Origin of the sequence: Flavobacterium arundinis, from assembly GCF_038289855.1 — a bacterium.
Lineage (GTDB): Bacteria > Bacteroidota > Bacteroidia > Flavobacteriales > Flavobacteriaceae > Flavobacterium > Flavobacterium arundinis.
On sequence record NZ_JBBYHR010000007.1, the window covers coordinates 95,957 to 108,033 of the forward strand.

Here is a 12,077-nt window from a genome sequence, read left to right on the forward strand (position 1 = left end):
TCAATAAACAATAGTTACACAATGAAAAAGCGATTTTTAGCAGGCGCAATGACCGCCTTACTTATAGTAACCTCTTGCGGCAAGAAAGAAGAGCAGGCAGCAATGGCAGCGCCACCACCGATGCCTTTCCCTGTTCAGACCATTGCAAAGCAGGATGCCGTAATTTTTGAAGAATATACAGCGAACCTCGAAGGCCAGCAGAATGTAGAGATACGCCCGAAAGTAAACGGGTTTATCCAGAAAATTTACGTTGACGAAGGGCAGGTGGTTAAAAAAGGCCAACTGCTCTTTAAGCTCGAAACCCAGACACTGAGCCAGGATGCCGCTGCCGCGAAAGCGAATGTAAGCGCTGCACAGGTAGAGGTAGACAGGCTGAAACCGCTTGTAGACCGCAAGATCATTTCTAATGTACAGCTTGAAACAGCGAAAGCAAGATTGGCACAAGCCAAAGCAGCCTATAGCAGTGTTGCAGCAAACGTTGGGTACGGAACCATTACATCGCCGGTAAACGGTGTTATAGGGAGCCTTCCGTATAAAGAAGGAAGCCTTGTAAATGCCACTAATGAAATGCCGCTCACGACAGTATCGGACACGAAAGGAATGCGTGCTTACTTCGCTATGAACGACATGCAAATGATTAATTTCAGCAGGGAGTTTAAAGGCGGGACGTTACAGGAAAAACTGAAAAACACGCCGGAGGTTAGCCTGATGCTTGTTGACGGAAGCGAATATGAGCAAAAAGGAAGGCTGCAGACTGTGAACGGGATGGCTAATTCGGAGACCGGAACTACGCAGTTCAGGGCCGATTTCCCGAATCCGCAGGCAATACTTAGGAGCGGCAGTAAAGCTACTGTGCGTATCCCGATAGCGAAAAAAGGAGTTATAATGGTTCCACAAAACGCTGTATTCGATATGCAGGGCAAACAGATGATCTATGTTGTAGCCAAAGACAACACCGTGAAATCTAAAGTTATTACCGTTGCTACTACATCAGGACTAAACTATATCGTAAGCGAAGGCCTTGAAGAAGGAGAGGTTATAGTTGTAGAAGGCGCTTCGAAACTGAAAGACGGCATGGCCATAGTGCCACAGCCGGCTGCAAAACAGGAGGCTCCGGCAGTTGCAGCCGATACCACAGCCGTGAAGAAAACAGAAACAAATACAACCGTTACAAAGAAATAATTAGATGCTAAAGACTTTTATAGAAAGGCCGGTACTGAGTACCGTAATTTCGATATTGATAACCATATTGGGCGTATTGGGCCTCCTGTCGCTGCCGGTAGAGCAGTATCCGGAGATCGCCCCGCCTACCGTACAGGTAACTGCCACTTACACAGGTGCGAATGCCGAGACTGTACTTAACAGCGTAATCGTTCCGCTTGAGGAAGAGATCAATGGTGTTGAGGGGATGACCTACATGACTTCGACTGCTTCGAATGACGGTGCGGCGACCATAAGCGTATTCTTTGAATTGGGTGTAAACCCGGATATTGCCGCAGTAAACGTGCAAAACAGGGTATCGCGTGCCACAAGCAAGCTTCCTGCTGCCGTTGTGCAGACAGGGGTAACCACCCTGAAAAGCCAGACGAGTGCGCTGATGTTCCTTTCGCTGTACAGCAACAACAAGGAATACGACGGGACCTTCGTACAGAACTTTGCCAAGATCAACATTGTACCGAAACTACAGCGTGTAAAAGGTGTAGGCCAGGTAAACGTATTTGGGGGTAAAGACTACTCAATGCGTGTGTGGATCGACCCTGAAAAAATGGCATCGCTAAACCTTACGCCAAAAGACATACAAGCTGCGCTCCAGGAACAGAACGTAGAGGCTGCCCCTGGTAAATTCGGGGAAAATGCCGAAGGCGTTTATGAATATGTGATCAAGTATAAAGGCCGCCTCTCTAAAGTTGTGGATTATGAAAATATTGTAGTTAAAGCTACAGGCAACGGGAACTTTGTACACCTTAAGGATGTAGCTAAGATAGAGCTTGGCGCCTTTAACTACGGGCAGCAAAACTACGGTATGGGAAAAGATGGTGTTGCCATCGGTATCTTCCAGACTTCCGGTTCGAATGCCAATGACATTATCGAAGAGGTGATGAACATCATGGAAACAAGCAAGAAAAGCTTTCCTGAAGGGATCGAGTATGTGATACCTTTCAACACCAAAACGTTCCTTGATGCCTCCATCGAAAAAGTAATTTCCACACTTGTAGAAGCGTTTATACTTGTATTCATCGTGGTGTTCCTTTTCCTTCAGGACCTGCGTTCCACACTGATCCCGGCCATTGCGGTTCCGGTAGCGATCGTGGGTACATTCTTCTTCCTGAATATATTCGGCTTCTCCATCAACCTGCTTACATTGTTTGCATTGGTACTTGCTATTGGTATCGTGGTCGATGATGCGATAGTCGTCGTCGAGGCGGTGCATGCCAAGCTGGATGAGGGCGAACGGTCTCCGCGTAAAGCAACCATTTCTGCCATGAGCGAGATAACAGGCGCTATCGTATCGATAACCCTTGTAATGGCGGCGGTGTTCATTCCGGTATCGTTCCTTCAGGGGCCATCGGGTGTGTTCTACCAGCAATTTGCCATCACACTTGCGGTTGCAATCCTTATATCGGCAGTAAATGCATTAACACTGAGCCCTGCGCTTTGTGCACTATTGCTAAAGCCGCATGATGAGGCGGAACATGGTAAAAAGAAAAACCTGAAAGACCGTTTCTTTGTAGCGTTCAATGCCGGTTTCGATTCGATGAATAATAAATATGTACGTTCCCTTGGCTTCCTTGCCAGGAAAAAATGGATAACTGTTGTAGCGCTGGTTGTATTCTCAGGAATAACATGGCTGCTTTTCAGCACGACACCGGCAGGGTTTATACCAAATGAGGACCGTGGTATCATTATGGCCGACCTTACTATGCCTCCGGGAACTACATTGGAAAAAACCGAGAAGGCAGTAAAACAATACGACTCGCTATTGCAAACCATGCCAATGGTAGAAGCAAGGATGAATATTGTGGGCTTCAGCTTATTGAACCGTGTGAATGGTGGCTCGTATGCCTTTAGCGTTATCAGGCTGAAAGACTGGAAAGATCGTAAAGACGCAAGCCAGTCGGTAGATGCTATCGTAGGCGAATTGTTTGCGAAAACCGCTGCGTTTAAAGATGCACGAATGTTGTTCTTTACGCCTCCGAGCGTTCAGGGCTTTGGTTCGGCAGATGGTTTTGAGTTCAAGATAGAAGATACAGGCGATGACGATTGGGCGACTGTTAGTAAGGTGAGCAATGAGTTTCTTGCTGAACTTTCCAAACGCCCCGAGATACAATATGCCATGACCAACTTCAACCCGGGCTTCCCACAATACCAGATGGATATCAATGTGGAAAGGGCTAAAGATGCAGGCGTATCGGTAAGCGATATCTTTAATACCATGCAGGGTTACTACGGAGGGCTTTATACAACCGACTTTAACCGCTTTGGTAAACAGTTCCGTGTAATGATCCAGGCGAAACCGGAAGCAAGGGCTGATGAGAGATCGGTAAACAATATTTATGTGCGCAACGCCAACAACCAGATGGTAGCCATCAGCCAGTTTATCGACTTCAAGAAAATATACGGACCTGAGGTGGTGTCGCGTTTCAACATGCTGAAAGCTGTGAACGTGAATGGTAAAGCCAAGCCGGGCTTCAGTTCGGGAGACGCTATCAAGGCTATTCAGGAAGTAGCTGCACAGCACCTTCCAAAAACATATACCTACGAATTCTCGGGTATGACACGTGAAGAGATCATTGCAGGCAGCCAGGCGATAGGCGTATTCCTTTTGAGCCTGATATTCGTATACTTCCTTTTAAGTGCGCAGTATGAAAGTTATGTAGTGCCGCTGGCAGTACTTCTTTCGCTTCCTGTAGGTATAGCCGGGGCTATTGGCTTCGTAAAGCTGGCCGGGCTTGAGAATAACATCTACTTCCAGGTAGCGCTTATCATGCTTATTGGGTTACTCGCCAAGAATGCCATCCTAATCGTGGAATTCGCCATACAGCGAAGGCGGCACGGAATGGAGCTCACCGAGGCTGCAATTGCAGGGGCCAAAGCACGTTTAAGGCCGATTCTGATGACATCCTTCGCCTTTATATTTGGCCTCCTTCCGTTAGCACTGGCAAGCGGTGTAGGAGCTGTGGGTAACCGTTCCATTGGTATGGGTGCCGTAGGAGGAATGCTTGTAGGGACTGTCTTTGGAGTATTTGTAGTACCGGTACTGTTCGTGGTATTCCAGAGCCTGCAGGAAAAAATGACAGCGAAGCGGGTAGCAAGGGAAGCGGCGCATGAAAACACTGAAGAATAAAACTGACAAGATGAAACGCATAACATATAGAATATTTATAATTGCCTTTGCGGGATTGCTGTTGCAGTCGTGCCTCGTGGCAAAAGACCCGAAGAAGCCGGATATTAAGGCCGAAAACCTGTATCGCACACAGGCAATAGCTGCAGACACATTATCTATGGCTGACATGCCGTGGGACAAATTGTTTACTGATCCGGTATTGCAGGGGCATATCAAAAAAGGGTTGCAATACAACTTCGATATCAGGTTTGCCATACAGAACATAGTTGCTGCCGAAGCCAACCTGAAACAAGGGAAAGCAGGCTATTTCCCTACGCTGAGCCTTGGCGCCGACTGGACACACCAGGAATTGTCTAAGAACAGCCAGTTCGGACGTGTTATCAGTAACAGTGGCGGTAAAACTAATGTGGACCAGTACCAGCTTACCGGCACCTTTGCATGGGAAGCCGACATTTGGGGCAGGATACGCAGTAATAAGCGTGCTTTAAATGCTACCTACCTGCAAACCATAGCGGCCAACCAGGCAGTGAAAACACAGGTTATTACTGATATTGCATCAGTATATTACCAATTACTGTCCCTTGATGCACAACTGAAAGTGGCACAGGAAACACTGATAAACCGCGATCAGAGCATTGAAACCATACTTTCGCTAAAAGATGCAGGCAGTGTGAATGAGGTAGGCGTGAAGCAGACGGAAGCGCAGAAGTATACCACCGAGCTCATTATAGAAGACCTGAAGAATAACATTGTGCTTTTAGAGAACACAATGAGTATCCTGCTTGGCGAACCGGCGCATTCTATAGAGCGTGCTACGTTTGATGCAAGCCAGCTGAACCCGGAGATCAAACTGGGGCTGTCCTCACAATTGCTTAGGAACCGTCCCGATGTAGTTGCGGCTGAATTTGGCCTTGTGAACGCTTTCGAGCTTACCAATGTTGCCCGCAGTAACTTTTATCCACAAATAAGGATTACAGGTACGGGAGGTCTTCAAAGTATCGAGCTTAAAGAGTGGTTTAGCGCCAATTCGCTTTTTGCCACTTTTGTTAGCGGGCTTACACAACCATTATTCAATCAAAGGCAGATACGCACCCGTTATGAAGTGTCTAAAGCACAGCATGAGCAGGCGTACATACGGTTTGAGCAGGCGTTGATCACGGCAAGTAAAGAGGTTAGCGATGCATTGGCCAATTACGGCAATGAAACAAAAAAACTGACTATCAGGGAGAAGCAGGTTGATGCGCTGACCAAAGCAGCAGACTATTCTGACGAATTGCTTAACTATGGCATGGTAAACTACCTTGAGGTGCTTACTGCCAAAGACAATGCACTGAACAGCCAGCTTCAGCTGATAGATAATAAATACCAACAGTACCTCGCCATTGTCAATTTGTACAAAGCCCTTGGAGGCGGATGGCGTTAACAGCATAATCAGGAGTATCCGGATTATTTAGATTAATTGTTTGTTTTATGTAGGACCGCCCGTTACAGCAATGTAGTGGGCGGTTTTTGTTTTTCAAAGGTGTTGATAATTTTAATTTAAATATAAGAAAATAATCTCACAATAGTCGTAACTTGCTTCTCATAAAGAAGGAGGCAACATGAAACCGGAAAAGATCAAAGGGCAGGGAGCGGTAAGCAATGTGCACAATCATTTTATAAAAAACAGGTACGAAACCAGTATTTACCAGGACGACTATGAAGAAGTAATAGCGAAAACTGAAATTATTGAAGTTTTCCCAAAAACCATTGTCAATCCGGTAAAGAGCCCCGACCTGCCCATGGCTTATTCCATGAACCCCTATCAGGGATGCGAACATGGCTGTGCGTATTGTTTCGCGAGGCCAACCCACGAATACTGGGGCTACAGCGCCGGAGTCGATTTTGAGCGTAAGATACTGGTCAAAAAGAATGCGCCCGAATTATTAGAAAAGTTCTTCCAAAAAAGGGGTTATAAACCGGAGTCCATACTGCTGTCCGGCAATACCGACTGCTACCAGCCTGTTGAAAGAAAGTTGCAGATAACACGCAGAATCCTGCAAACATTCCTCGATTACCGTCATCCTGTAAACATCCTTACCAAGAACGCCCTTGTAACCCGCGACCTCGACATACTGGTTCAATTGGCCGAGAAGAACCTCGTAACGGTTTCCCTTAGTATTCCTACCATCAATGAAGAGCTGCGCCGCAAGCTGGAGCCGAGGACATCGTCGGTTAATACCAAATTGCAGGCCATAGAAACGCTTTCGCAAAATGGCATTCCGGTCAATATTATGGTAGCGCCCATAATTCCGGGACTCAACAGTATGGAGATATTGCCAACACTAAAGACAATTGCCGAAAAAGGTGCCCATTCGTTCGGTTATACATTGGTACGCCTGAATGATACGGTGGAGCCGATATTTATCGAATGGCTGGAAGAACATTACCCCGAACGTAAAAAAAAGGTGTTACACCAGATCGCTTCAATGCATGGTGGCAAATTGGGCGAAAAGCAGGTATTTAAGCGGCGTACGGGCGAAGGCAATATCGCCGAGATGATACACACTACCTTCCGTATAGGCAGGCAGAAGTATTTCACGAAAGATAAGGATGAGATATTCCGGTTAAGGACCGATCTTTTTGATGGAACGAAAGGGGAGCAGCTAATGTTGTTTTGAGGCCTCTCCCCAACCCTCTCCCAAGGAGAGGGAGCCGGGACGTGCTTACTCAAGCGGCAATGCAGTTCTAGAAATCAGCATGAGTGTAGCTGTCCCCTCTCTTTTGGAGAGGGGGTTGGGGGTGAGGCTATTTCGCAATATCATTCACGATCAGCTCCGCATGCACCCGTGAGTTCTCGATAAACCATTTGTGCGTTTCCATCCCGCCGCATACCACACCGGCGAGGTAAAGGCCTTCCACATTGGTCTCCATAGTTTCGGGGTTGTATCGAGGTGTGCATAGATTATCGTCGCTTATTGCAACTTCAGCTTTCTTTAAAAACTCTATCTCAGGGCGGTAGCCGGTAAGGGCCAGTACAAAATCGGATTCCATTGTCACGTTGCCGTTTGGGGTAAAAATGTCTACTTCATTTTCGCGAATCTCTGTCACCCACGAATAGAAGAAAGCCTTGATGCTGCCTTCGGCAATACGGTTCTCAATATCGGGCTTCACCCAGTATTTTACCCGTTCGTTGATTTCACCCTTACGGATGACCATCGTCACATCGGCACCTTTGCGCCAGCATTCAAGTGCGGCATCGACAGAGGAGTTATTAGCGCCTATCACGACCACTTTCCGGAAGGCATATTCATGGGCTTCTTTATAATAGTGGCTTACATTTGGCAGGTTTTCGCCCGGCACATCAATTGTTATCGGGATATCGTAGAACCCTGTAGCGATAACCACATTCTTGGCGCTGTACCAGCCTTTGGACGAATGGATAACAAACAGTCCCGAACGTTGCTTATTGATGGACTGTACGCCTTCAAACAGCTTTATGTTGAGGTTAAAGTGCTTTTGAACGTTCCTGTAGTACTCTAATGCTTCCTGCCTGCCCGGTTTGGGCGCAATACAGCTAAATGGAAGCCTGCCTATCTCGAGCCTTTCGGCAGTGGAAAAGAACGTCATGTAGAGTGGGTAATTGAAAATACTGTTTACCAATGCGCCTTTTTCGAGTATCAGGTAGCTGAGGCCTTTTTGCTGTGCCGCAATGCCGCAAGCCATCCCGATAGGGCCGCCGCCAACGATGATCAGGTCATAAATAGCGCTTATTTCTTCCATGAGGTGTAGGGATTGTTGCTGAGATACGCATTAAAATAACGTTCATCGCCGGTTACTTCTCCGCCAAGCCAGTCAGGCTTTTCGAAAGTTTCGTTTTCATCGTCAAGCTCTATTTCAGCAACAATAAGCCCCTGGTTTTCACCAAAGAATTCATCCACTTCATAGGTGTGTCTGCCATACCTTACTTCGTAACGAATCTTATCTATGGCACCACTTTCAGAAAGGGTAAGCAGTTGTTCAGCTTCGGCTACAGGAATTTCTTTTTCCCATTCCATACGGCTGGTGCCCGACGCGTTGCCTTTGCCTTTTATGGTAATGTAACCAGTGTCGCCTTTAATCCGTACGCGAAGGGTGCGTTCCGGGTGCGAGCTGAGGTAGCCCTGTGTTATTCGTTTATGGGTATGTGCTTCTTTTTTAAACGCGTCAGAAAGCACGAGGAACTTGCGTTCTATTTCGATCATGGTATTCTTTAATTGTAATGCCAAGTTAAGGAAATATACGGAATGATGCGTCTTTGCAAGCGTTAACGTTTATTAAAGTAACCCTAATTATAACGATTTATGGTGAATCATCCTTAAATTTACGGGATAACCTTAACTGACAATGAAATTCAGGAAAACGAAGCCGGACATTACCATCGAAGAATTCTTCAAATTAAATTTTGACAGTAATAACCTTTGGGAATATAAGGCTGATGAAACAGATTTATTGGCCGAACTCGTAGACATTTTCCGTCCAAAAAAACCGGAAAGAGCCGGCACAATTGACCTCGCCGGCCTTTTGCAGCTGCTTGGGGAAAATGAAAACTACCGCAACGGCCTGTCGCTTTACCTGAAAGGCATTTTAAAACACAAAAAATTCAGCAGGATACTTACCGATGCGGGGATACTTGGCGAAGCCGTTTTTTTCTCTGAAGTGAGAAAACGTATGTTTGCCAAACTGATACCCGACCAGCCCCAAAAGGATACGCTGGAATATGTGCTCAACCAGGTGTTTTACCTGAAGACGGATCCGGTGTGGATCCGAAGGATACCGTTCGGGCAGTTGGAAGAGTTTTACCACCTCATTAAATTCAGGTCGCTGTATGTATCGGGCGAATCGCAAAGCCCGCTTGCCGAACTATTATATGCCATGGAGGTGCTCATCCACCGCATTACCGGCCGCGCACTCGAAAGCGAAGTGATACAGATGGTTCCCGAATATGAAAGCCTCGAAAGCCCGTTCATTGCGATCCAGAAAGAATTTTCGATAGTAACAGAGAAGATGCTGCGGGAAAATAAAAACTACGTAGCGCCGGATGATGATGGTTTCCGGCAGCTGTTGGTCCTGCATCGGCAGTGCGCCGACTATGTGCGCATTGCATTTAGGAACAGCGAAAAATATGGCATATCGATCAGGGTCAATCAAAGCCTCCTGCGCATTCGACAGCAGCTGGAGAGGCTGGGCATACTGTTGCCGCTCCTCGCCATTGAGGATGAGCGCGAAACAACCAAAGACACCATTACCCTCGGCCTGAGCCTTATTGCGTACAACTGTAAGAAAAACAATGTGCGGAAACTCATAAGCGAAAGTACGCAGCTGCTATCCTACGAAATAACGCAGCATACCGCAGATACTGGTGAGCATTATATTACCAGGGACCGGAGGGACTACCTGAAAATGTTTTGGGCGGCTTCCGGAGGGGGAATTATCGTTGGGATACTGTGTATCATCAAAGTATTCCTGTCTAAAATGGAAGCAAGCGCTTTTGGACATGCATTTTTTTACAGCCTTAATTATTCATTCGGTTTTATTGCCATATATGTGCTTGGCTTTACACTTGCCACGAAGCAGCCCGCCATGACTGCCTCGGCGCTCGTACGCGCTTTGGAGAGCGGCCGTAAAAACAACGCCGTAGCAGACGGGAAGGAAAAGCACAGTGAGTTTGCCGAGTTTTTTGCAAGGGTATTCCGGTCGCAATTCATCGCTTTTGTGGGCAATGTGCTCGTAGCATTTCCGGTAGCGTTGGGAGGTATCTGGCTGATAGATTATGCTTTTCATTACAATCTCGCGCTTACCAAATGGTACCACCTCATGACCGACCTTAGCCCTGTCCATTCGCTGGCCCTGCTGCATGCGGCTATCGCGGGTGTATTTTTGTTTCTTTCGGGCATCATTGCGGGGAGTGTAGCCAACCGCGACAAGCACCGGCATGTATATTACCGTATACAGGAACACCCGCTGCTGAAGAAAACTTTTGGCCGGGTGCGAACCCAGAAATTAGCAAAACTCTACGAAAAAAGGTGGGCCGGCATTATATCGAATTTCTGGTTTGGTGTTTTTATGGGCTCTACGGCATCTATTGGTATTTTCCTGGGGCTGGATATTGATATACGCCACATTACTTTTGCCAGTGGCAACCTTGCATTGGCACTGTATGGCGCCAACTGGAATGTGTCTAACGAACTGTTATTCTGGGGGATCTTCGGGATAGGGATTATAGGACTAATCAACTTTATGGTGAGTTTCAGCCTTTCACTCGGGCTGGCTTTCCGTTCGAGGAATATACCACTGTCAGAGCTCGGACCTATTTCCAAATCGATATGGAGGCATTTTAAAAAGAAACCGGGATCGTTCTTCTTTCCGGCCTTTGGGAAGTAGTCACGGTCGCAGTCACAGTATTCAGTCCGTTTGGAATGGTTAACTCAAAAGATGCATCATGGTAGCATTTTTTTTTGCCCTAAATTTGAAAACTAATTACTGTTGTGCCGCTAAACTGAAAACTGCGACTGCGACTGAAAACTGAATACTGTGACCGAGACTCAGGAGATACCCCAACGCAAGATAATCCACGTAGATATGGATGCATTTTACGCGTCGGTGGAAATGCTGGACAACCCCGAACTTAGGGGCAAAGCCATTGCTGTCGGAGGTGGGTCGAGCAGGGGCGTAGTAGCTGCGGCAAGCTACGAGGCAAGAAAGTTTGGCGTGCGCAGTGCCATGAGCGGCTTTTTGGCGAAAAAAAAATGCCCACACCTTATTTTCGTGAAGCCGCGTTTTGAGCGCTATACCGAAATTTCCCGCCAAATTCGCGAGATCTTTTATGAATATACCGACAAGGTAGAACCCCTTTCGTTAGATGAGGCGTACCTCGATGTAACTATAAATAAAAAGGGAAACCCAAGCGCCACGCTTGTTGCTGCCGAAATACGGAAGCGCATCCTTGATGTGACGGGGCTTACGGCTTCGGCAGGAATTTCCATTAATAAATTTATTGCCAAAGTTGCCAGCGACTACAACAAACCCAATGGACAAAAGACGGTAAACCCCGATGAGGTACTGGATTTTCTGGAGAACCTGCCGATAGGTAAATTTTACGGCGTTGGCAAGGTGACCGAAGAAAAAATGTACCAGTTGGGTATCTTTACAGGAAAGGATTTAAAGGAAAAATCGGAAGAGTATCTTACAGAACATTTCGGGAAGTCGGGCAGATACTACTATTACGTAGTCCGTGGTATCCATAACAGCGAAGTAAAGAGTGACCGTATTGCAAAATCGGTAGGGACAGAGCATACTTTTTTTGAGAACCTTGTCTCGGAAGTTTTTATGCTCGAAAAGCTGGACGATATTGCCAATGAGCTTAACCGCCGCCTCGGCAAAAAGAAGATAGCGGGAAAGACCGTAACATTAAAGATAAAATACAGCGATTTCACGGTACAGACCCGCAGCAAAACCCTGCCCTACTTCATTTCCGACAAAAGCCTGATACTCGAAACCGTAAAAGAGCTGCTGTACCAGGAAAAACCGAAAGACTCGGTACGGCTACTGGGTATCTCCTTATCCAACCTGAATACCGACAGCGATGCGGGTGCTCCCAAGAAAACGGTCGCAGTACAGCTGAAGTTTGATTTTTAAGAGCCCCCTAACCCCCAAAGGGGGGAACTCCACGATCGCTTCATAGCGATAATTTTACCACAAAGTCCACGAAGTT

8 protein-coding genes are annotated in these 12,077 nt (G+C 46.8%); 6 read left to right on the forward strand and 2 right to left on the reverse strand.

Annotated features, from left to right (window positions below):
- Positions 1-21: 21 nt before the first annotated feature.
- From AAEO56_RS13000 to AAEO56_RS13015, 4 genes are all read left to right on the forward strand, one after another.
- Positions 22-1,182, forward strand: coding sequence for an efflux RND transporter periplasmic adaptor subunit (locus tag AAEO56_RS13000; RefSeq protein WP_341697502.1), 1,161 nt, complete (start codon positions 22-24; stop codon positions 1,180-1,182).
- Between the two features lie 4 nt (positions 1,183-1,186).
- Positions 1,187-4,345 carry an efflux RND transporter permease subunit gene (locus AAEO56_RS13005; protein ID WP_341697503.1) on the forward strand — a complete coding sequence of 1,053 codons (3,159 nt, stop codon included), beginning with the start codon at positions 1,187-1,189 and terminating at the stop codon, positions 4,343-4,345.
- A 10-nt stretch (positions 4,346-4,355) separates the two neighbouring features.
- A complete protein-coding gene (locus AAEO56_RS13010) occupies positions 4,356-5,768 on the forward strand; it encodes a TolC family protein (RefSeq protein WP_341697504.1) in 1,413 nt (470 codons plus the stop codon).
- 178 nt (positions 5,769-5,946) lie between these two features.
- Complete coding sequence (locus AAEO56_RS13015) at positions 5,947-7,005, forward strand: PA0069 family radical SAM protein (protein WP_341697505.1); 1,059 nt, start codon at positions 5,947-5,949, stop codon at positions 7,003-7,005.
- 127 nt (positions 7,006-7,132) lie between these two features.
- Here AAEO56_RS13015 and AAEO56_RS13020 read toward each other — a convergent pair whose 3' ends face one another.
- A complete protein-coding gene (locus tag AAEO56_RS13020; RefSeq protein WP_341697506.1) occupies positions 7,133-8,107 on the reverse strand; it encodes a YpdA family putative bacillithiol disulfide reductase in 975 nt (324 codons plus the stop codon).
- Positions 8,095-8,568: a CYTH domain-containing protein gene (locus tag AAEO56_RS13025; RefSeq protein WP_341697621.1), complete on the reverse strand. Its 474-nt coding sequence runs from the start codon at positions 8,566-8,568 to the stop codon at positions 8,095-8,097. The genes AAEO56_RS13020 and AAEO56_RS13025 overlap by 13 nt, the downstream gene beginning before the upstream one ends.
- Before the next feature lie 142 nt (positions 8,569-8,710).
- On the opposite strand from AAEO56_RS13025, the gene AAEO56_RS13030 reads away from it, so the two are divergent.
- Both AAEO56_RS13030 and dinB read left to right on the forward strand, forming a co-directional pair.
- Entirely contained in the window at positions 8,711-10,747 is a 2,037-nt protein-coding gene (locus tag AAEO56_RS13030) for a recombinase (protein WP_341697507.1), read from the forward strand.
- Between the two features lie 150 nt (positions 10,748-10,897).
- A complete protein-coding gene (dinB, locus tag AAEO56_RS13035; protein WP_341697508.1) occupies positions 10,898-12,001 on the forward strand; it encodes a DNA polymerase IV in 1,104 nt (367 codons plus the stop codon).
- Positions 12,002-12,077 lie beyond the last annotated feature (76 nt).

Bases quoted from the DNA above. Each gene is read 5' to 3' on its own strand.
- AAEO56_RS13000 (WP_341697502.1), top strand. From the start codon at position 22: ATGAAAAAGCGATTTTTAGCAGGCGCAATGACCGCCTTACTTATAGTA.
- AAEO56_RS13005 (WP_341697503.1), top strand. From the start codon at position 1,187: ATGCTAAAGACTTTTATAGAAAGGCCGGTACTGAGTACCGTAATTTCG.
- AAEO56_RS13010 (WP_341697504.1), top strand. From the start codon at position 4,356: ATGAAACGCATAACATATAGAATATTTATAATTGCCTTTGCGGGATTG.
- AAEO56_RS13015 (WP_341697505.1), top strand. From the start codon at position 5,947: ATGAAACCGGAAAAGATCAAAGGGCAGGGAGCGGTAAGCAATGTGCAC.
- AAEO56_RS13020 (WP_341697506.1), bottom strand. From the start codon at position 8,107: ATGGAAGAAATAAGCGCTATTTATGACCTGATCATCGTTGGCGGCGGC.
- AAEO56_RS13025 (WP_341697621.1), bottom strand. From the start codon at position 8,568: ATGATCGAAATAGAACGCAAGTTCCTCGTGCTTTCTGACGCGTTTAAA.
- AAEO56_RS13030 (WP_341697507.1), top strand. From the start codon at position 8,711: ATGAAATTCAGGAAAACGAAGCCGGACATTACCATCGAAGAATTCTTC.